Genomic DNA, 17,693 nt, shown 5'->3' on the forward strand with positions numbered 1-17,693 from the left:
GCCTTATCTTGAGTAGTACTCAACTATGAGCTGCTCCGTAACGGCGACTGGAATTTCTTCACGGCTTGGTACCCTCAGAAATGTACCTTCAAGATTTTCGGCGTCCACACTCAGCCATTCCATGTTAGGACGGCTTTCATTGTTTGCTAAACTCTTTTCTACATCAGGATTGTTCTTCAAATCAGCATCCAAGGCAATCCTGTCTCCTGGTTTTACCAAGTATGATGGTATGTCAACCTTTTTACCGTTGACAATAACATGCCCTTGGCGCACCCAGTTACGAGCCATTTTTATACTGCTTGCAAAACCCATGCGTTGCACAACTGCGTCCAAACGACGTTCCAAAAGTTGTAAAAGTGCAGTACCAGTGGCAACACCCTTTTGTGAAATAGCGTAAGAAAAATAACGCCTTAACTGCGTCTCCGTAATCATATATGTATGTCTTAGTTTCTGTTTTTCTTTTAACCTAATACCGTATTCTGTATCCCTTCTGCCCCGTCTGGTCGGCCCATGCTGTCCAGGTGGAAATGCTCTCCTTTCCATAGGGCATTTGGGGCTAAGGCATTTTTCTCCTTTGAGAAAAAGTTTTACGCCGGATCTACGGCATATACGACAAGCTGGTCCAGTGTATTTCATGTCTGATTTCTACCTCCTTATGCCTTACACTCTGCGAGCCTTTGGCGGTCTGCATCCATTATGAGGAATAGGCGTAACATCTTTTATAGACTTAACATCCAGACCGACTGCTTGCAAAGCTCTAATAGCTGTTTCACGTCCAGGCCCGGGCCCTTTCACGAATACATCTATTTCTTTCATACCGTAGGTTTGCTGTACTTTTTTGGCAACACTTTCAGAAGCTAATTGCGCAGCGTAAGGGGTTCCTTTTCTTGTGCCTTTAAAGAAGAAACCGCCTGATGACCAAGCCAAAACAGCTCCATTGGGGTCAGTTATTGTGATAATCGTATTATTGAACGTTGAATGGATATGAGCTACACCGTAAGGTACATATCTGCGTTCTTTTCTCTTTTTCTGAGCCACTTTTAAAACACCTCCACCTTAAACTTAACTATTTCCTTCCTTTTTTCGCACCCACGGTCTTACGTGGTCCTTTTCTAGTTCTTGCGTTATGTCTGGTTCTTTGGCCTCGCACTGGAAGTCCTCTTTGATGTCTTATACCTCTGTAGCACTTAATATCCATGAGCCTTTTTATGTTCATGGCGACTTCACGGCGCAAATCACCTTCCACTTTGTAGTGCTCGGTGATGTAATCCTGAAGCGTATTCAGCTGATCCGAAGACAACTCTCCAAGTTTTTGCATAGGATCTATACCCAAAGCATCACAAATCTGCTCAGCAGTGGTTCTTCCTATACCATAAATACGAGGTAGTGCGAACAAAATCCTCTTGTTATCTGGCAACTCTACTCCAACAATACGTGCCACCTAACTGCACCTCCTAACCTTGTCTTTGCTTGTGCTTTGGGTTTTCGCAAATTACGTAAACGCGACCCTTTCTGCGCACAATTTGGCATTTGTCACAAATCTTTTTCACCGACGGACGTACCTTCATCTCAGAATCACTCCTTCTACACTTTTAAAGTCTATAAACTATTCTTCCTCGATCAGGATCGTAAGTCGAAATTTCAACCTTTACTTTATCTCCAGGCAATATCCTGATAAAATTCATGCGCATTTTACCAGAGGTATATGCCGTTATGACCTTACCTCCCGGAAGTTCTACCCTAAATGTTGCATTGGGCAACTTCTCTACGACGATCCCTTCAACTTCAATGACATCTTTTTTTTCAGACGACATTAATCGTTCCCTCCGCGTGACAGTTCACGCAAAAAAAACTGTATTCGCTCATCGGACAAAGTTTCCACTCTCACTCCCATAGATTTTATGTGTTTCTTGTTCTTCTTTTTTGGCCTACTTACTGGCCAACGTTTACCATCACTCAAAAAAGCAAAACGCTCATTGTCAGCAACCACCACAAATAGATGGTCCTTAGTGCGTCCGCTGACAGATTTTACCACATCACCAACAGAAATGTTACAACTAACCATATCATTGCACATGCGGTGTTAGAACCTCCACACCGTCTTCTGTAACAGCTAACGTAAATTCAAAATGAGCAGCGTTTGTGTGGTCGCATGTTCTTACCGTCCACCCATCGTCTTCTATAACAACACAGCCGCTTCCTTCAGTAAGCATTGGTTCTATGGCTATGAACATATATGGTTTGAGCACCGGTCCTGTATTAGGTCTGCCATAATTCGGGATGGGAGGATCCTCGTGCATGTCGCGACCGATACCATGCCCAGTAAAATCCCGTACAATGCCAAGGCCAGCATCATCTGCTACCTTCTGAATAGCTGATGAAACAGTTCCAAGTCTTACTCCAGGTCTTACAGCTTGTACACCATGCTTCAACGCTTCCAATGTTACATCTGATAATCTCTTTTTGTTCTCCTCAATGGGAGGAATAATGACAGTAAAAGCTGCGTCGCTATTCCAACCATCATAAATCAACCCCAAGTCGATGCTAACTAATTGCCCTGGTAAAAGTGGCCGTTTAGAAGGTATACCGTGTATGACGACGTCATCCACAGATATGCACACTGAAGCAGGATAGCCTTCATATCCGAGAAAAGAAGGTACAGAATCTAAAGCCCTTATTTTTTTCTCAGCCAAGGCATCAAGCTCCAGCCCCGTTACGCCAGGAACTACTGCCTCGCGAAGCTCAAAAATAACTTTTGTCAGCCGCTTTCCAGCTTCTCTCATGTGCTTCAAAACTGTTTTATCGTAAACCATTTTTCAACATTATCCTTTCCAAAAAAGCACTTATTTCTTCTGGCTCTTTGCCTGCATCTACAGCCACATAGATTCCTTTGTTTCTATAATACGCTCGCAGTTCTGCTCCATATGAATCATAGTCCCTAACACGTTTTTGTATAACCTCGACGTTATCATCGATCCTTTTCACCAATGGAGTCCCATCATTTACGCAAAAACCGGGCTTATTTGAAACATAACCGCAAACCGGACAATAATAGCGGTTTAGCAACCTTTCCATGGCTGATTCATCGCTCAAACAAAACTCGATGGCTCCTAAACACTTGCTACCCGTTTTCTTAGACCACGAATCGAGTAATTCTGCTTGACGCTTACTTCGTGGATAACCATCGAAAACTATGTTTGCATTTTGGTCCACGCTCTTTAGAAAATCCTCCACCAAAGCGAAAGTAAGTTCGTCAGGCACAAGATTCCCATTTTCCACGAACTCTTGAACCTGTTTGCCTAATGGTGTCTTCTCTGCTAAATGCCTCCGGAAAAGATCACCAGTAGACAGATGAATCCATCCATGTTTGGAAAAGTACTGGGCCTGTGTTCCCTTTCCAGACCCAGGCTTTCCCATGAATATGACAAACTGGATCATAACTCAAGAAATCCTTTATAGTGCCGAAGCTGTACATAAGCTTCGAGTTGCCGGAAAATTTCCAGAGCCACACCGATGACAATAAGCAACGACGTACCACCAAATAGGAACAGCCTTCCAAGACCAAACAAAGACATAAACAGGTCAGGTAGCACAGCAACCAATCCAAGAAAAATAGAGGCAGGTAAAGTAAGTTTATTTATGACACCAGCAATGTAATCGGCGGTTGGTTTACCTGGACGAATACCGGGAATGAAACCACCTTGTTTCTGTATGTTTTTCGCGATTTCGTCTGGGTCATAGGCAATAGTGTTGTAGAAATAAGCAAAGAATATTACCAACACGAAATAGATCAAGTTATACCAAATCGTCATATGGTTGAAGTAAACATTCCACCACCGGGTGAACGATGATTGTGGAAACCAACCAGAAATGACCGTAGGAGCATTAATAAACGCCGATGCAAAAATGATAGGCATTACACCTGCTTGCAGTAAGCGTATGGGTATACTGCTGGATTGTCCGCCATAAACTTTTGTCCCTCTAATACGGCTAGCATACTGTACAGGTATTTTGCGTTCTGCCAGGTATGCCGCGGTAGTTATAAATACGAGAACCAATCCGAATATTAGAGCGATAATAACGGACAAAACAGCATTGCTTACATTTGTAGTCGTTTGGAAAAACTGTACTAATGATGGAACAACACGCGCTAAGATACCAGAGAAGATTATTAGCGATACACCATTTCCCAGACCTTTCATGGTGAAAACTTCACCAAGCCAAACTAAGAACATAGATCCAGAAGCAAGTATTAAAGTTGTCAATATCGCTGACTCAAAACTTGGAGTAATAAGTGGTGTGCCCCCGACAGCAAGACCATATGAGAAATAAAGATATGCCGCATAGGACATAACAACTGCCAGGCCTGCACCCAACCACCTTATGTACATCTGAAGTTTCTTTCTTCCTTCTTCCCCTTCTTTTCGCATGTTCTCTAAAGCTGGGAAAATGACACCCATCAACTGCATGATGATGGATGCATTGATATAAGGCAATACACCGAGCGTAAAGACAGACACGGTGTAATATGTCGAACCACCCGTAAAGAAGTTCAATATGCCAAGGAATCCAGCCTGTTCTTGCAATACTTGAAAGGCATTCGGATTAACTCCTGGGATGGGGAGAAACGTACCCGCTCTGAACAAAACTAAAAATAGTAAGGTGTACAGAATGCGGCTTCTTGTTTCTTTAAACTCCCACGACGCCTTGAGTACTTGCCACATTCAGTCCACCACCTCAACGGAACCGCCAGCGGCTTCAATTTTTTCCTTTGCCGTTGAACTTACTGCTTGAACTTTCACATGTAACGCTTTCTTTATGTCGCCCTGGCCAAGAATTTTGACCAAGGATGTCTCAGAGCTAACCATTCTATTAGCGGCCAGCGTGGGAACATCCACTGTAGAACCTTCATCAAATCGATTTAATTGCTCTACGTTTACAACTTCATAATCAACTTTGAATGGATAGTTCTTGAACCTCATTATTTTCGGTAACTTTTTATAAAATGGCGTCTGACCGCCTTCGAACCCACGTTTTCCAACACGTCCGGAGCGAGCTTTTTGTCCTTTATGACCAAAACCCGATGTCTTACCATGCCCTGATGACGTACCCCTGCCGATAATCTTCTTGGTTCTTTTAGCACCTGGGGCAGGTTGAAGTGTTTGTAATTTCATCACTGACCACCTCGTTATCTCTTTAGTATTTGCTCTATAGGAACGCCCCTAAGTTCGGCTACTTCTCTCGGCCTTTTAAGGGACTTTAAGGCACCTATTGTTGCGTATGCCAAGTTGACCGGATTTGTGGAACCCATAGATTTCGTAACCACATCTTTTATGCCAGCCATTTCGAGAATAGCCCTAACTGTTTGGCCGGCCAAGACACCGGTTCCTCGTACAGCAGGTTTAATCAGAACCTTAGCTGTCTCTTTTTTTGCCACCACGGTATGAGGAACGGTCGTTCCTGCCATGGGAACCTCAATAAGATTTTTCCTTGCTCTGGCAACCGCTTTTGCCACTGCGTCAGGTACTTCTCCTGCTTTGCCCAATCCGACTCCTACATGGCCTTCTCCATCACCTACTACAACCAGAGCCCTAAAGCGAAGTCTCTTTCCGCCCTTCACGACACGGGCAACTCTACGAATCTCAATGACTCTTTCCTGCAAATTAGTCATGTCCATTACGGCATACCTCCTTAGAACTCCAGCCCGGCTTCGCGAGAGGCTTCGGCCAATGCTTTAACTCTTCCATGATACTTATAACCACCGCGATCAAATACCACTTTAACGATACCTTTTTCGGCCGCCCTATTTGCCAGCAATTTTCCAACCTCTGCAGCTTGCTCAGTTTTCTTCATATCTCCGAGTTTTCCACGCAATTCTTTGTCAAGAGTGGAAGCTGAAACCAAAGTATGTCCAGCCACATCATCGATAATCTGCGCATAAATGTGTCTGGAAGACCTGAACACACACAAGCGAGGACGTTCAGCCGTGCCCTCTATGTGTTTTCTTATCCTTAAATGTCTTACTCTTCTTAACTCAGCACGCGATTGTGCAAAAATCAAACTCATACACCTCCTACGAACTATTTACCCTTTCCTACTGCTTTACCGGGTTTGAGCGTCCTCTGCTCGCCCTCGTACCAAATGCCTTTTCCTTTATAAGGATCAGGTATTCTGTAGGCTCTTATGTTAGCAGCTACCTGAGTGACAAGATGCTTATCAGTGCCGGTTATGACTACTGTGTCAGGAGATGGCACTTGATATGCTATGCCGTCCAAGCTCTGGAACAGAACTGGATGTGAAAAACCCAAAGAGAGTTGAAGGTCTTTTCCCTTAAGCTCTGCTCTGTAACCGACGCCTTTAATTTTTAGAGTCACGGCGAATCCGTTACTCACACCGGTAACCATGTTTTGAATCAGTGCTCGTGTGGTACCGTGAAGCGACTTTACATCCTTTTCCTCCGATGTTCGCTCTACTATGATTTGGCCATCAGATAGAGAAATCTTCAAGCGAGGATCGAAGGTTTGCGCCAACGTTCCCTTTGGACCTTGAACCGTTACAGTATTATCTTCGATGGTTACGTTGACTCCCTGAGGGACAACGATCGGTTTCCTACCTATTCTAGACACTTGTGACCACCTCACCAAACATAGCAGAGTATTTGCCCGCCCACACCTTTCTGGCGAGCCTCAGCGTCTGAAAGTACTCCTACTGAAGTAGTTAATATGGCAATACCAAGGCCGTTCATAACCTTCGGTATTTCTCCCTTGCGAGCATATATCCTTCTTGATGGCACACTAATGAGCCTTACCTCATTAATAACAGGTTGCTTTCCAGGACCAAATTTCATTTGTATGCTAAAGTACTTTCTATTTTCTTTTTCAACCACTTCATATCCCTTTATGTATCCCTCGCGGACAAGAACTTTAAGGATTTCTTCTTGATACTTTCCGTAAGGAACACCTTCAACACTATCCAAACGGGCGTGGCTGGCGTTCTTTATTCTCACTAATAAATCCGATATCGTATCCTGAACCATATGCACGTCACCTCACCAAGAGGCTTTCTTCAAGCCTGGTATTTCGCCCTTATGAGCCATTTCTCTAAGACACATGCGGCATATTCCAAAATCGCTATAAACAGCTCGTGATCTGCCACATATTTTGCATCTTGTATATTTTCTTGTCGAAAACTTAGGCTCTTTTGCTGCTTTTATTTTTAATGCCTTCCTTGCCATAGAAACCTCCTTTTTCCTATCTTTCCATGAATGGGAAGCCCAAAGCCTTCAAGAGCTCAAATGCTTCCTCATCTGTTCTTGCGGTAGTTGTTATGCTAATGCCTAAACCTCTCGTTTTATCTATCATATCGTAAGATATTTCCGGGAAGACCAGATCTTCCAACAATCCGAAGTTGTAGTTACCCCTACCGTCAAAAGAACGTGGGTTTAATCCTCTGAAGTCACGTACCCTTGGGAGTACTTCACTTATGAGATGTTCCATAAAGTTCCACATCTTCTCTTTCCGAAGTGTTACGCTGACTCCTATGGGAACACCTTTTCTCAGCTTAAACGCGGCAACATTTTTCTTCGCTTTCCTAACCAATGGCTTCTGACCAGTTATCGTTTCAAACTCCTTTACGGTAACTTCCACAGCTCTTGGATTTTGAAGTGCTTCACCGAGACCACGGTTAAGCGTTATCTTTACCACGGCAGGCACTTGCATGGCATTATGATAACCAAACTTCTTAATCATGTAAGGCCTGACCTCGTTATCGTATTTTTCCTTCAAACTCATGCTCAACCCTCCCAAAGCCTAATCAAGAACTTCGCCGCAACGAGCACAAACACGCACTTTTGTGCCATCATCGAGCACTTTGTGACCAATTCTTGTGGGCTTATCACATTTGGGGCATACAACCATCACCTTATTAGCTAATATGGGTGCCTCATACTTTTTTAGCCCACCCTGGGTGTCCTTCTGAGTAGGCCTGGTAGCACGAGTAATGATGTTGACGCCTTGTACCAATACTCTGTTCTCTTTGGGAAATGCCCTGGTCACTTTGCCTCTTTTACCCTTTTCTTTCCCGCTTATGACTTCGACCAGATCACCCGATTTTATATTCAACTTCATATTGCTCAACCTCCAACTACAGCACTTCGGGAGCCAAGGAGATGATCTTAAGATATCCCTTTTCCCTGAGTTCACGAGCAACTGGTCCGAAAACACGGGTTCCACTCGGTTCTCCCAGTTGGTCAATGATGACAGCCGCGTTATCGTCGAATCTAACACACGTACCGTCGGCTCTCTTTATCTCCTTAGCCAAACGAACGACCACAGCCTTCACAACATCGCCCTTCTTGAATTGGCTACTGGGTAATACCTCTCTAACATTGGCAACGATGACATCTCCAATTGTCCCGTATGCAATCCTAGGCCCTCTTAGAACACGTATAACCTGAATTGTCTTGACACCAGTGTTATCTGCAACGTTAAGCTTCGTGTAAGGCCTGATCATCTTCTTCAACCTCCTCGAACTGCTTCCTTCTTAGCACTTTGACTAAGTTGAACCGTTTAAGGTGAGACATTGGCCTGAATTCCTCTATAAGAACAGTGTCTCCCTCTTTCGATTCATTTTTCTCATCGTGTACATAGAATTTCGTTTTTCTCCGCAATTCCTTCTTATATAAAGGATGACGTTCCATCCTTTCTGTTACAACAACGCGGGTTTTATCCATTTTGTCTGATACAACTACGCCAACAAAACGACGTCTCATAACTTTATACCCCTTTCTCTCAAAACCGTTAGCACCCGTGCTATATCTCTCTTTGTTTTAGTAATAGCGGTATGATCTGTCAGCTTGCCAACGGATAGCTGAAATTTGAGGTTGACCAACTTTGCCCTTAGTTCCTTGAGCAAAGCTTCCAACTCGTCCGTCGTCTTCTCTCTTAATTCTGTCCCTTGCATGAGCTGCACCTTCCCTTACACACGACTAATTAACCTGACCTCAAAAGGCAGGCGAAATCCTATTAGTCTAGCAATGTGCTTAGCAGTATCTTCATCAATTCCGGTCAGTTCAAACATGATACGTCCTGGCCTTACCGGAAAGATCCACTTCTCTGGGTCACCTTTTCCTCCACCCATCCTGACTTCCAAGGGTTTCTTCGTCCAGGATATGTCGGGGAAAATCCTAATCCAGTACTTTCCTGTTTTTCCAATGTTCTTGGCAATGACGACACGACATGACTCAATCATTCTGGAATCCACATAACCACGACCCACGGCTTGAATTCCATAATCGCCAAATGCCAACTTCAAACCTCTTGTTTCTTTTCCCTTTATATGAGGTAAATGGTTTTTTCTGTATTTAACACGTTTAGGCATTAGCATGTCTTTCTGGCCTCCTCTCTGCCTTTTCTAGGCCTCTCGGAGGTAGAAGTTCTTGCAGATCCTCTACATCTCCTTTATAGATCCAGCACTTCACGCCGATGGTTCCGTATTTCGTAACAGCTATGCTGTAACCATAGTCCACATCAGACTTTAGAGTAGATAACGGAAGTTTACCTTGCACAAACCATTCACGTCGGGCAATTTCCGCACCGCCTAAACGCCCAGAGACAGCAATCTTTATTCCCTGCGCGCCAGATCTCATAGCCCTACTGATCGCCTGCTTCATTGCGCGCTTATAACTTACCCTGCGCTCTATCTGTCGCGCGATGCTGTCAGATACGATTTGCGCATCAATCTCAGGATTTTTTACCTCGTAAATGGCAATCCTAACTTCGTAATCGCTCTTTAATAGTCTGACAATTTCTTCTCTAAGATGCTCTATTTCTGAACCCTGCTTTCCTATGATCATTCCGGGTCTGGCAGTCCAGATTATTACGCGCATCTTATTCCCTAAACGCTCTATTTCTACTGATGAAATACCAGCATGGCCATAATGCTTATTTACCAATTTTCTTATTTGCTCGTCTTGAACGATATATTCTGGGTACTTCTCAAAAGGAGCAACCCAACGGCTACGCCAGTTTTTCGTCACACCTAATCTAAATCCATAAGGATGTGTTTTTTGGCCCACTTTTGTATTCCCCCTATCTCTCTTTTACTATAACGGTAATGTGGCTTAAACGCCTTTTGATGATATCCGCTCTTCCAAAAGCGCGCGGATTATATCTTTTTAACCTCGGCCCTTCATCGACGAAAGCGCGATACACATACAGGCGTTCCTCGTCAGACCCATTATTATTTACCGCGTTAGCCACAGCAGAGTCTAAAACCTTTAATGCAAATCTGGCTGCCTTATTGGGAGAATACTTAAGAATGGCTCTCGCTTCGACTACTGGCTTGTTCCTGATCTCGTTAATAACAAGTCTTGCCTTTCTCGGCGACACTCTTAAGTACTTAGCGGTTGCTTTTGCGACTACTTCTTCCATCATCTACACCTCACTTCAACGCACTGGAGCGCTCAACAGGCTCGCCATGACCACGGAAGTTTCTGGTTATAGCGAATTCACCCAACTTATGCCCAATCATCTGCTGTGTTATATAAACGGGAACATGAATCTTCCCATTGTACACAGCTATGGTTAGGCCGACCATTTCTGGTGTGATAGTGCTTCTCCTGCTCCATGTTTTTATGATACGTTTATCTCCCGTACTCTGCATTTTTTGGACCTTTTTCAACAACTTGGGGTCCGTGTATTTTCCTCTTGGATAAGGCTTATCCCATGCCATATAAACTCTTCACCTCACTTATTTGCGACGCTTTATGATGAACTTATCAGAAGGCTTTTTACCACGACGAGTTTTCCAGCCAAGAGTCTTCCATCCCCACGGAGAAAGTGGTGACGGATGGCCAATAGGTGATTTACCTTCTCCGCCTCCATGTGGGTGATCTACTGGGTTCATTACTGTTCCTCTAACGTGCGGCCTTCTACCTACCCATCTTGTTCGTCCCGCTTTGCCTGAAGAAGTATTCTCGTGATCAAGATTACTCACACGTCCAATGGTCGCTCTGCACTTTATGTTGATCAGTCTAACCTCACCGCTTGGAAGACGTACATGGGCATAGTCGCCTTCTTTTGCCATGAGTTGTGCCCATGAACCAGCCGAACGAACTAATTGCGCACCTCGTCCGGGATAAAGTTCGATATTATGAATGGTAGTACCTGTTGGAATCTTTGATAAAGGCAGCGTATTACCTATTCTGATCGGTGCTGACTCACCTGAAACAATGGTGTCTCCTACTTCTAACTCGTCTGGCGCTACAATGTAGCGCTTTTCACCATCAGCGTATTTTATCAGTGCAATAAATGCTGTTCTGTTAGGGTCATACTCTATTGACATAACTTTGCCCGGAACACCGTCTTTGTCACGCTTAAAATCGATAATTCTATATCTTCTTTTGTTGCCGCCACCTCTGAATCTTACAGAGATACGGCCCATGTTATTTCTTCCTCCACTCTTTCTTAAGGGCGCAAGGAGTGACTTTTCCGGCTCCGTCTTTGTAATGACGCTTTTGTAATCGATGATTATTCTATTCCTTGTGCTAGACGTAACTGGCTTGTATCTTCTTACGGGCATCTAAAATCACACTCCCTCAATAAGTTCAATATGCTGTCCTGGAACAAGTTGTACAACGGCTTTTTTCCTGTCGCTAGTTCTATATTCGGTATAACCTCTTCTTTTCTGTTTTCCACGTACATATAAAGTGTATACCTTTGAGACCTTGACATTGAAAACTTGTTCCACAGCCTTTTTTATGTCGACCTTATTTGCATCTTTTCGCACATAAAAGGTGTACTTACCTTCTCTATGTAGTGTAAGTGCTTTTTCAGTCAAAACAGGACCAATAAGCACATCAGAAGCAGCTTTAGCCATTTGCCCACACCTCCTGCGCTTTCTTCCATGCCGCCTGAGTCATGATTACCGTATCACCCTTGAGCAAATCATAAACATTGACCTTTTCAACGGGAACACAATAGACATTCTTCATATTCTGGCATGCTCTACGGAAAGAAACCTCATTTGCTAAGGAAACAACAGTAACAGACTTATTCTCCAACTGTTTGTTATTCAAAAACGTCCTGAACTCACGAGTTTTTCCGTTAAAGCCATTAGCATCTACCAGTACTAACTCTCCATTTCTTAACCTGTAGCCGAAAGCAGATGCCATGCCAAGCTTTATCTGTTTCTTGTTTATATCCATGGACCAGTCACGAGGGCGAGGACCGAAGGCTACTGCTCCCTTTCTCCATATGGGAGAACGCATGTAACCATGTCTGGCTCTTCCTGTATGTTTCTGAGGCCATGGTTTCTTTGTAGTTCCTGCCACTTCTCCTTGCTTTTTTGTCGATGCCGTCCCGTGCCTTTTACCAGCAAGAACACGCACGACATTGAGATGCAGCAATCTACCTCGCACAGGCGTAGCTACAAAGTTTTCGTTAACGCTTTCGTAAGCAACCTCTGCACCGTTCACATCAAAAACTGGAAGTTGCATCTCTATTCACTCCTTCCTTGAGGCCCCAGACCGTAAGCTTTTCTCACAAGGACGAAACCATTCTTTGAACCTGGGACCGAACCTTTTACAGCAATGATATTCTGCTCCGGTATAATTTTAACAATTTTCAGGTTGCGGACAGTTACTTGTTCATTGCCATATTGTCCGGGCATCTTCTTACCAGGTTTTACTTCACCTGGATATGTTCTATTACCGATAGAGCCTATCCTTCTGTGCCATCCTCGACTACCGTGGGTCTTTGGCCCTCCTGCAAAGCCCCAACGCCGTACACCGCCAGCAAATCCTCTACCTCTGCTGACACCTATGACATCAACAAGCTCTCCATCTTGGAAAACATCTGTGACGTTGACCTCTTGACCAACTTGAAATTGTTCGCTAATGCCAGGATAGCGAAATTCTTTCACAAACCGAACGGGAGGTACACCAGCCTTTTTAAGTGCACCTAATTTCGGTTTATTCAGTGCTTTCTCTTTTACCACTTCAAAGCCCATAGCGACGGACTCCAAACCATTGTCTTCTTTTCGTACATTGACAACATAATTGGGGCCCGCTTTTATGAGAGTCACAGGGGTAAATATACCCTTATCGTCTATGAAGCGGCTCATTCCGATTTTTCTACCAAGCAATCCTATACCTTTCACTTCTTTTCACCATCCCTAAAGCTTCAGATGTATGTCGACACCAGCGGGAAGTTCCAAACTCATCAGATTCGCAATGGTTTCCTGAGTCGGATCGATTATGTCGATAAGACGTTTGTGCATCTTAATTTCAAAGTGTTCCCTGGAATCTTTGTCGATATGCGGAGACCGGGTAACACAATAAACTCTTCTGTCAGTTGGTAATGGAATAGGACCGGCAACTCGTGCGCCTGTTCTCTTAGCAACCTCGACAATCCGCTTCGCCGATTGATCCAAAAGTCTATGATCATATGAGCGCAGTTTAATTCTTATACGCTGTGCTGACATTACCTATCACTCCTCTGTATTATTCCAAGAGCTTGGTGATAACACCGGCTCCTACGGTTCTTCCACCTTCACGTATTGCAAACCGTAGTCCTTCTTCCAATGCTACCGGGTATATTAGTTCTACTTCAAACTCTGCATTGTCTCCCGGCATTACCATCTCTACTCCTTCGTCTAGTTTTATGGACCCTGTTACGTCTGTTGTCCTTATGTAAAACTGTGGCCTGTATCCGTTGAAGAATGGTGTATGCCTTCCACCTTCCTCTTTCTTCAACACGTATACCTGCGCCCTAAACTTCGTGTATGGCTTCACTGACCCTGGCTTCGCTATTACTTCTCCTCTTTCTACTTCCTCTTTCCCTATGCCTCTTAACAATAACCCTACATTGTCTCCTGCCATAGCTTCATCCAGCGTCTTCCTGAACATCTCTATCCCTGTTACTACCGTCTTCCGTTCTCCGCCCCTTAATCCTACTATCTCTACTTCTTCTCCTGCTTTCAGTTTCCCTCGCTCTACTCTTCCTGTTACTACGGTCCCTCTTCCTGTTATGCTAAATACGTCTTCTATTGGCATCAGGAACGGTTTGTCTATCTCCCTTACAGGATCTGGTATGTAACTGTCCATCGCATCGATTAGTTCCCATATGCTGTCTACCCATGCATCTTCCCCACGCTTCGTCTGGGGATTCTTGTTCAGTACTTCTAATGCCTTTAATGCTGATCCCTTTATTACTGGTACCTCATCACCTGGAAATCCGTACTTGTTCAATAAATCCCGTACTTCCATCTCTACTAACTCTACCAGCTCAGGATCATCTACCATATCTGTCTTGTTTATGAACACTACCATCGCTGGCACGTTTACCTGCCTCGCCAACAACACGTGCTCCCTCGTCTGAGGCATAACTCCATCTGTAGCCGCTACTACCAATATCGCTCCGTCCATCTGCGCAGCACCTGTGATCATGTTCTTTATGTAGTCTGCGTGCCCTGGACAATCTATGTGTGCATAGTGCCTCTTGTCTGTCTCATATTCTACGTGCGTTATGTTTATCGTGATTCCACGCGCTTTCTCTTCTGGCGCCTTATCTATGTCGTAATATCCCATCGGCTTCGCATATCCTACTGCTGCCAATGTCTGCGTCATAGCCGCCGTCAGCGTCGTCTTCCCATGGTCTATGTGACCTATCGTCCCTACATTTACGTGCGGTTTCGTCCTCTCGAATTTCTCTTTCGCCATTACTCTTCACTCCTCCTCAGTTTACCTCTGGACTCAATTATGTTTTCTGCAATCTTCGCTGGAACTTCTTCATAATGGGAGAACTCCATAACAAAGCTTCCACGCCCTTGAGTCAAAGAACGCAAAATAGTCGCATAACCGAACATCTCAGCCAAAGGTACCTCTGCCCTAATTTCTTGCAAATGCCCCTGCGCTTCTATGCCCATTATCCTTCCGCGCCTGGAACTTAAATCACCCATAACGTCTCCCATATAGTCCTCAGGGACAACAACTTCTACTTTCATTATAGGTTCGAGGATTACGGGATCTGCCTGCGGTATACCCAGTCTTACTGCACGAGCTGCGGCTAAATGGAAAGCTATTTCGGATGAGTCTACCTCATGGTAAGAACCATCGACCAACGTTGCTTTTACGTCCACTATAGGATAACCTGCAATAACACCATTTTCAAAAGCCTCTCTTGTGCCTTTTTCAACTGCGGGAATATACTCTTTTGGAATGACACCACCAACAATTTTGTTTTCAAAAACAATACCAGTTCCACGAGGCAACGGCTCGAACTCCATGACGACATGTCCATACTGACCACGTCCGCCGCTCTGCCGTATGTACTTTCCTTCGACTTCAACATGCTTCTTAATTGTTTCTCTGTAAGAAACTTGTGGCTTGCCTATATTTGCATCAACTTTGAATTCTCTTCTGAGCCTATCAACAATTATTTCAAGATGCAATTCACCCATGCCAGAGATAATCGTCTCTCCTGTTTCTTGATCGACTTTTACTCTAAAAGTAGGATCTTCTTCTGAAAGTCTCTGTAAACCGGCTGCTAATTTATCTTGATCTTGTTGAGTCTTAGGTTCAATAGAAAGCGAAATAACAGGTTCAGGAATGAAGAGCGATTCAAGGACTATGGGGTTATTTTCATCAGCCAGTGTGTCACCCGTAGTCGCATTACGCATACCAACGATAGCGCCTAAGTCTCCAGCACCGATGGCATTTACGTCTTCTCTGTGGCTAGCGTGCATTCTTAATAAACGAGAAACACGTTCCTTGGAATCCTTAGTAACGTTATATACATAAGACCCTGCATTTAAGACGCCTGAATAGACTCTTACCCAAGCGAGCTTGCCGACATAAGGGTCTGTTTGTATTTTAAATATGAACGCTGACAGTGGCTCATCGTCCAGTGGCCGGCGCTCTACTTCTTCATTTGTTCTTGGATCTATACCCTTTACGGGCGGTAAATCTAACGGACTCGGTAAGTAATACACAACACCATCAAGCAAAGGCTGAATGCCCTTATTCTTATACGCAGACCCACCGAATACAGGAACAATTTTCCTTTGTATGGTTCCTTTTCTAAGACACTGGCGAATTTCTTCATTAGTGATATCTTCACCATCTAAGTACTTGGTCATTACTGCGTCGTCCATTTCCACGGCTGCTTCTATCAACTTCTCACGATATTCTTCTACCAAATCCAACATGTCATTGGGGATGGGTCTCTCTTCAAATGCTGTTCCTAAAACATCCGTCCAGTAATAAGCCTTTCTCTCTATGAGATCTATCACGCCTTGGTAATTGTCTTCGCTACCAATCATCAATTGCACTGGAACAGCGTTTGCACCAAGACGCTCACGTATAGTATTGACTGCCCGGAGGAAATTGGCTCCGTTTCTATCCATCTTATTAACAAAAACAATACGAGGCACATCGTACCTATCAGCTTGGCGCCACACCGTTTCTGTTTGAGGCTGAACACCCGCCACGGCATCTATAACTACAACAGCGCCATCAAGTACACGAAGTGACCTTTCTACCTCAATTGTAAAGTCCACATGTCCGGGCGTATCAATTATGTTGATACGATAATCCTTCCAAAAGCATGTCGTTGCGGCGGACATAATGGTAATGCCGCGCTCTTTCTCCTGCTCCATGAAATCCATGGTAGCAGTTCCATCATGGACCTCACCCAGCTTATGCGTTTTTCCTGTGAAAAAGAGTATACGCTCCGTTGTTGTGGTCTTACCTGCATCAATATGCGCGGCTATACCAATATTCCTGGTTCGTTCTAAAGTGAATTCTCTGTGATCCGCCATCAATTATCACCATCTCAAATGAGCAAACGCCTTGTTAGCCTCAGCCATTCTATGGATTTCTTCACGCCTCTTGGCGGCATAACCCTGACCTTTATAAGCATCTACTAACTCAGCTGCTAATTTATTTTCCATTTCTCCAGCGCCTCTATCTCTGGCACCGTTCACAATCCACCTAAGAGCGAGTGCCAAAGCACGTCTTTCCGGCACTTCAACTGGTATTTGATACACGGCTCCGCCTATTCGGCGCGACCGCGTCTCAACCAAAGGTTTTGTGTTTTCAATTGCCTTGGTAAGAATATCGATGGGGTTTTCTCCGAGCTGCTCTGAAGCAATCTGGAGTGCTCCATATACGATTTTCTCGGCTTTCGACTTCTTACCACCAATCATCAACTTATTTATGAGTTTCGCTACCAGAGGGCTCCCGTAAATGGGATCCGGCGGTATGGTTCGCGGTGTTGGACTTCCTCCACGTGGCATATGTTAACTTCCTCCTTTTGGTCTCTTGGCACCGTATTTGGAACGGCCCTGTTTTCTATTTTCAACACCGGCCGCGTCATAAACGCCCCGGATTATGTGATAACGCACACCCGGTAAGTCTTTTACACGACCACCTCTCACAAGAACTACAGAGTGTTCCTGAAGATTGTGGCCTATACCGGGGATATAAGCCAAAACTTCATAACCATTCGACAAGCGCACCCTTGCTATTTTCCTTAGGGCCGAATTAGGTTTCTTTGGCGTCATAGTACGCACTACTAAACAAACTCCTCGCTTCTGAGGATTACCCTCGAGCGCCTGCGACTTCGATTTAGATTTTACTTTTTCGCGGCCATATTTGACCAACTGATTAAACGTCGGCAATACAAACACCTCCT

The 17,693-nt window shown here is 44.4% G+C and carries 33 protein-coding genes; all 33 read right to left on the bottom strand.

What is annotated here, in order from left to right:
* Window positions 1-3: 3 nt before the first annotated feature.
* From rpsD to rpsL, 33 genes are read right to left on the bottom strand one after another with little or no spacing between them, the layout of a single operon-like run.
* Window positions 4-636 carry a 30S ribosomal protein S4 gene (gene rpsD, locus D890_RS0104210; RefSeq protein WP_018963269.1) on the bottom strand — a complete coding sequence of 211 codons (633 nt, stop codon included), beginning with the start codon at window positions 634-636 and terminating at the stop codon, window positions 4-6.
* Window positions 637-660: 24 nt separating this feature from the next.
* Entirely contained in the window at window positions 661-1,038 is a 378-nt protein-coding gene (rpsK, locus tag D890_RS0104215; RefSeq protein WP_018963270.1) for a 30S ribosomal protein S11, read from the bottom strand.
* Between the two features lie 28 nt (window positions 1,039-1,066).
* Window positions 1,067-1,441 carry a 30S ribosomal protein S13 gene (rpsM, locus tag D890_RS0104220; RefSeq protein WP_018963271.1) on the bottom strand — a complete coding sequence of 125 codons (375 nt, stop codon included), beginning with the start codon at window positions 1,439-1,441 and terminating at the stop codon, window positions 1,067-1,069.
* 13 nt (window positions 1,442-1,454) lie between these two features.
* A complete protein-coding gene (rpmJ, locus tag D890_RS07860; protein WP_083760226.1) occupies window positions 1,455-1,568 on the bottom strand; it encodes a 50S ribosomal protein L36 in 114 nt (37 codons plus the stop codon).
* A 24-nt stretch (window positions 1,569-1,592) separates the two neighbouring features.
* The gene (gene infA, locus D890_RS0104225) at window positions 1,593-1,814 is read right to left on the bottom strand and encodes a translation initiation factor IF-1 (protein WP_018963272.1); all 222 of its coding nucleotides are present in this window, start codon (window positions 1,812-1,814) and stop codon (window positions 1,593-1,595) included.
* Window positions 1,814-2,077, bottom strand: a complete 264-nt coding sequence (locus D890_RS0104230) for a KOW domain-containing RNA-binding protein (protein ID WP_018963273.1) — start codon at window positions 2,075-2,077, stop codon at window positions 1,814-1,816. The genes infA and D890_RS0104230 overlap by 1 nt, the downstream gene beginning before the upstream one ends.
* Window positions 2,067-2,813 (bottom strand): type I methionyl aminopeptidase, encoded by a 747-nt coding sequence (gene map / locus D890_RS0104235; RefSeq protein WP_018963274.1) that lies wholly within the window; start codon window positions 2,811-2,813, stop codon window positions 2,067-2,069. Before map ends, D890_RS0104230 begins: the two co-directional genes overlap by 11 nt.
* Window positions 2,800-3,438, bottom strand: a complete 639-nt coding sequence (locus tag D890_RS0104240; protein ID WP_018963275.1) for an adenylate kinase family protein — start codon at window positions 3,436-3,438, stop codon at window positions 2,800-2,802. The genes map and D890_RS0104240 overlap by 14 nt, the downstream gene beginning before the upstream one ends.
* On the bottom strand, window positions 3,435-4,724 hold the full coding sequence (secY, locus tag D890_RS0104245) for a preprotein translocase subunit SecY (RefSeq protein ID WP_018963276.1): 1,290 nt from the start codon (window positions 4,722-4,724) through the stop codon (window positions 3,435-3,437). Before secY ends, D890_RS0104240 begins: the two co-directional genes overlap by 4 nt.
* Complete coding sequence (gene rplO / locus D890_RS0104250) at window positions 4,725-5,174, bottom strand: 50S ribosomal protein L15 (RefSeq protein WP_018963277.1); 450 nt, start codon at window positions 5,172-5,174, stop codon at window positions 4,725-4,727.
* Window positions 5,175-5,188: 14 nt separating this feature from the next.
* Window positions 5,189-5,677 carry a 30S ribosomal protein S5 gene (gene rpsE / locus D890_RS0104255; protein WP_018963278.1) on the bottom strand — a complete coding sequence of 163 codons (489 nt, stop codon included), beginning with the start codon at window positions 5,675-5,677 and terminating at the stop codon, window positions 5,189-5,191.
* Window positions 5,678-5,691: 14 nt separating this feature from the next.
* Window positions 5,692-6,060: a 50S ribosomal protein L18 gene (gene rplR, locus D890_RS0104260; RefSeq protein WP_018963279.1), complete on the bottom strand. Its 369-nt coding sequence runs from the start codon at window positions 6,058-6,060 to the stop codon at window positions 5,692-5,694.
* 20 nt (window positions 6,061-6,080) lie between these two features.
* Window positions 6,081-6,626: a 50S ribosomal protein L6 gene (rplF, locus tag D890_RS0104265; protein ID WP_018963280.1), complete on the bottom strand. Its 546-nt coding sequence runs from the start codon at window positions 6,624-6,626 to the stop codon at window positions 6,081-6,083.
* Window positions 6,627-6,637: 11 nt separating this feature from the next.
* On the bottom strand, window positions 6,638-7,036 hold the full coding sequence (gene rpsH / locus D890_RS0104270) for a 30S ribosomal protein S8 (RefSeq protein ID WP_018963281.1): 399 nt from the start codon (window positions 7,034-7,036) through the stop codon (window positions 6,638-6,640).
* A gap of 12 nt (window positions 7,037-7,048) precedes the next feature.
* Window positions 7,049-7,234, bottom strand: coding sequence for a type Z 30S ribosomal protein S14 (locus D890_RS0104275; RefSeq protein ID WP_018963282.1), 186 nt, complete (start codon window positions 7,232-7,234; stop codon window positions 7,049-7,051).
* Window positions 7,235-7,250: 16 nt separating this feature from the next.
* Entirely contained in the window at window positions 7,251-7,790 is a 540-nt protein-coding gene (gene rplE / locus D890_RS0104280) for a 50S ribosomal protein L5 (RefSeq protein ID WP_018963283.1), read from the bottom strand.
* 18 nt (window positions 7,791-7,808) lie between these two features.
* The gene (gene rplX / locus D890_RS0104285; RefSeq protein WP_018963284.1) at window positions 7,809-8,126 is read right to left on the bottom strand and encodes a 50S ribosomal protein L24; all 318 of its coding nucleotides are present in this window, start codon (window positions 8,124-8,126) and stop codon (window positions 7,809-7,811) included.
* Between the two features lie 16 nt (window positions 8,127-8,142).
* Window positions 8,143-8,511 (bottom strand): 50S ribosomal protein L14, encoded by a 369-nt coding sequence (gene rplN / locus D890_RS0104290; RefSeq protein WP_018963285.1) that lies wholly within the window; start codon window positions 8,509-8,511, stop codon window positions 8,143-8,145.
* Complete coding sequence (gene rpsQ / locus D890_RS0104295; RefSeq protein WP_018963286.1) at window positions 8,486-8,770, bottom strand: 30S ribosomal protein S17; 285 nt, start codon at window positions 8,768-8,770, stop codon at window positions 8,486-8,488. Before rpsQ ends, rplN begins: the two co-directional genes overlap by 26 nt.
* Window positions 8,767-8,961 (bottom strand): 50S ribosomal protein L29, encoded by a 195-nt coding sequence (gene rpmC / locus D890_RS0104300; protein ID WP_018963287.1) that lies wholly within the window; start codon window positions 8,959-8,961, stop codon window positions 8,767-8,769. The genes rpsQ and rpmC overlap by 4 nt, the downstream gene beginning before the upstream one ends.
* Window positions 8,962-8,976: 15 nt before the next feature.
* On the bottom strand, window positions 8,977-9,384 hold the full coding sequence (gene rplP / locus D890_RS0104305; RefSeq protein WP_018963288.1) for a 50S ribosomal protein L16: 408 nt from the start codon (window positions 9,382-9,384) through the stop codon (window positions 8,977-8,979).
* Window positions 9,371-10,075: a 30S ribosomal protein S3 gene (gene rpsC / locus D890_RS0104310; protein ID WP_018963289.1), complete on the bottom strand. Its 705-nt coding sequence runs from the start codon at window positions 10,073-10,075 to the stop codon at window positions 9,371-9,373. The genes rplP and rpsC overlap by 14 nt, the downstream gene beginning before the upstream one ends.
* A 13-nt stretch (window positions 10,076-10,088) precedes the next feature.
* Window positions 10,089-10,433 (bottom strand): 50S ribosomal protein L22, encoded by a 345-nt coding sequence (rplV, locus tag D890_RS0104315; RefSeq protein ID WP_156802667.1) that lies wholly within the window; start codon window positions 10,431-10,433, stop codon window positions 10,089-10,091.
* Window positions 10,434-10,440: 7 nt separating this feature from the next.
* On the bottom strand, window positions 10,441-10,731 hold the full coding sequence (rpsS, locus tag D890_RS0104320) for a 30S ribosomal protein S19 (protein WP_018963291.1): 291 nt from the start codon (window positions 10,729-10,731) through the stop codon (window positions 10,441-10,443).
* 18 nt (window positions 10,732-10,749) lie between these two features.
* Window positions 10,750-11,580: a 50S ribosomal protein L2 gene (rplB, locus tag D890_RS0104325; RefSeq protein WP_018963292.1), complete on the bottom strand. Its 831-nt coding sequence runs from the start codon at window positions 11,578-11,580 to the stop codon at window positions 10,750-10,752.
* 6 nt (window positions 11,581-11,586) lie between these two features.
* Window positions 11,587-11,877 (bottom strand): 50S ribosomal protein L23, encoded by a 291-nt coding sequence (gene rplW / locus D890_RS0104330; protein ID WP_018963293.1) that lies wholly within the window; start codon window positions 11,875-11,877, stop codon window positions 11,587-11,589.
* A complete protein-coding gene (gene rplD, locus D890_RS0104335; protein WP_018963294.1) occupies window positions 11,870-12,496 on the bottom strand; it encodes a 50S ribosomal protein L4 in 627 nt (208 codons plus the stop codon). The genes rplW and rplD overlap by 8 nt, the downstream gene beginning before the upstream one ends.
* A 2-nt stretch (window positions 12,497-12,498) precedes the next feature.
* Window positions 12,499-13,158 carry a 50S ribosomal protein L3 gene (gene rplC / locus D890_RS0104340; protein ID WP_018963295.1) on the bottom strand — a complete coding sequence of 220 codons (660 nt, stop codon included), beginning with the start codon at window positions 13,156-13,158 and terminating at the stop codon, window positions 12,499-12,501.
* A gap of 15 nt (window positions 13,159-13,173) precedes the next feature.
* Entirely contained in the window at window positions 13,174-13,482 is a 309-nt protein-coding gene (gene rpsJ, locus D890_RS0104345; protein ID WP_018963296.1) for a 30S ribosomal protein S10, read from the bottom strand.
* 19 nt (window positions 13,483-13,501) lie between these two features.
* Window positions 13,502-14,719, bottom strand: coding sequence for an elongation factor Tu (gene tuf / locus D890_RS0104350; protein WP_018963249.1), 1,218 nt, complete (start codon window positions 14,717-14,719; stop codon window positions 13,502-13,504).
* Entirely contained in the window at window positions 14,719-16,818 is a 2,100-nt protein-coding gene (fusA, locus tag D890_RS0104355) for an elongation factor G (protein WP_018963297.1), read from the bottom strand. The genes tuf and fusA overlap by 1 nt, the downstream gene beginning before the upstream one ends.
* A gap of 6 nt (window positions 16,819-16,824) precedes the next feature.
* The gene (gene rpsG / locus D890_RS0104360; protein ID WP_018963298.1) at window positions 16,825-17,295 is read right to left on the bottom strand and encodes a 30S ribosomal protein S7; all 471 of its coding nucleotides are present in this window, start codon (window positions 17,293-17,295) and stop codon (window positions 16,825-16,827) included.
* A 3-nt stretch (window positions 17,296-17,298) separates the two neighbouring features.
* Window positions 17,299-17,679, bottom strand: coding sequence for a 30S ribosomal protein S12 (gene rpsL, locus D890_RS0104365; RefSeq protein ID WP_026291314.1), 381 nt, complete (start codon window positions 17,677-17,679; stop codon window positions 17,299-17,301).
* Between the last annotated feature and the right edge of the window lie 14 nt (window positions 17,680-17,693).

The sequence above is a fragment of the Coprothermobacter platensis DSM 11748 genome (assembly GCF_000378005.1).
GTDB classification, from domain to species: domain Bacteria; phylum Coprothermobacterota; class Coprothermobacteria; order Coprothermobacterales; family Coprothermobacteraceae; genus Coprothermobacter; species Coprothermobacter platensis.

Excerpts from the sequence above, each read along its gene's own strand:
- rpsD (WP_018963269.1), bottom strand. The coding sequence starts at position 636 with ATGAAATACACTGGACCAGCTTGTCGTATATGCCGTAGATCCGGCGTA.
- rpmJ (WP_083760226.1), bottom strand. The coding sequence starts at position 1,568 with ATGAAGGTACGTCCGTCGGTGAAAAAGATTTGTGACAAATGCCAAATT.
- infA (WP_018963272.1), bottom strand. The coding sequence starts at position 1,814 with ATGTCGTCTGAAAAAAAAGATGTCATTGAAGTTGAAGGGATCGTCGTA.
- D890_RS0104230 (WP_018963273.1), bottom strand. The coding sequence starts at position 2,077 with ATGTGCAATGATATGGTTAGTTGTAACATTTCTGTTGGTGATGTGGTA.
- map (WP_018963274.1), bottom strand. The coding sequence starts at position 2,813 with ATGGTTTACGATAAAACAGTTTTGAAGCACATGAGAGAAGCTGGAAAG.
- D890_RS0104240 (WP_018963275.1), bottom strand. The coding sequence starts at position 3,438 with ATGATCCAGTTTGTCATATTCATGGGAAAGCCTGGGTCTGGAAAGGGA.
- secY (WP_018963276.1), bottom strand. The coding sequence starts at position 4,724 with ATGTGGCAAGTACTCAAGGCGTCGTGGGAGTTTAAAGAAACAAGAAGC.
- rplO (WP_018963277.1), bottom strand. The coding sequence starts at position 5,174 with ATGAAATTACAAACACTTCAACCTGCCCCAGGTGCTAAAAGAACCAAG.
- rpsE (WP_018963278.1), bottom strand. The coding sequence starts at position 5,677 with ATGGACATGACTAATTTGCAGGAAAGAGTCATTGAGATTCGTAGAGTT.
- rpsH (WP_018963281.1), bottom strand. The coding sequence starts at position 7,036 with ATGGTTCAGGATACGATATCGGATTTATTAGTGAGAATAAAGAACGCC.
- D890_RS0104275 (WP_018963282.1), bottom strand. The coding sequence starts at position 7,234 with ATGGCAAGGAAGGCATTAAAAATAAAAGCAGCAAAAGAGCCTAAGTTT.
- rplE (WP_018963283.1), bottom strand. The coding sequence starts at position 7,790 with ATGAGTTTGAAGGAAAAATACGATAACGAGGTCAGGCCTTACATGATT.
- rplX (WP_018963284.1), bottom strand. The coding sequence starts at position 8,126 with ATGAAGTTGAATATAAAATCGGGTGATCTGGTCGAAGTCATAAGCGGG.
- rplN (WP_018963285.1), bottom strand. The coding sequence starts at position 8,511 with ATGATCAGGCCTTACACGAAGCTTAACGTTGCAGATAACACTGGTGTC.
- rpsQ (WP_018963286.1), bottom strand. The coding sequence starts at position 8,770 with ATGAGACGTCGTTTTGTTGGCGTAGTTGTATCAGACAAAATGGATAAA.
- rpmC (WP_018963287.1), bottom strand. The coding sequence starts at position 8,961 with ATGCAAGGGACAGAATTAAGAGAGAAGACGACGGACGAGTTGGAAGCT.
- rplP (WP_018963288.1), bottom strand. The coding sequence starts at position 9,384 with ATGCTAATGCCTAAACGTGTTAAATACAGAAAAAACCATTTACCTCAT.
- rplV (WP_156802667.1), bottom strand. The coding sequence starts at position 10,433 with ATGATGGAAGAAGTAGTCGCAAAAGCAACCGCTAAGTACTTAAGAGTG.
- rpsS (WP_018963291.1), bottom strand. The coding sequence starts at position 10,731 with ATGGCATGGGATAAGCCTTATCCAAGAGGAAAATACACGGACCCCAAG.
- rplB (WP_018963292.1), bottom strand. The coding sequence starts at position 11,580 with ATGCCCGTAAGAAGATACAAGCCAGTTACGTCTAGCACAAGGAATAGA.
- rplW (WP_018963293.1), bottom strand. The coding sequence starts at position 11,877 with ATGGCTAAAGCTGCTTCTGATGTGCTTATTGGTCCTGTTTTGACTGAA.
- rplD (WP_018963294.1), bottom strand. The coding sequence starts at position 12,496 with ATGCAACTTCCAGTTTTTGATGTGAACGGTGCAGAGGTTGCTTACGAA.
- rpsJ (WP_018963296.1), bottom strand. The coding sequence starts at position 13,482 with ATGTCAGCACAGCGTATAAGAATTAAACTGCGCTCATATGATCATAGA.
- tuf (WP_018963249.1), bottom strand. The coding sequence starts at position 14,719 with ATGGCGAAAGAGAAATTCGAGAGGACGAAACCGCACGTAAATGTAGGG.
- fusA (WP_018963297.1), bottom strand. The coding sequence starts at position 16,818 with ATGGCGGATCACAGAGAATTCACTTTAGAACGAACCAGGAATATTGGT.
- rpsG (WP_018963298.1), bottom strand. The coding sequence starts at position 17,295 with ATGCCACGTGGAGGAAGTCCAACACCGCGAACCATACCGCCGGATCCC.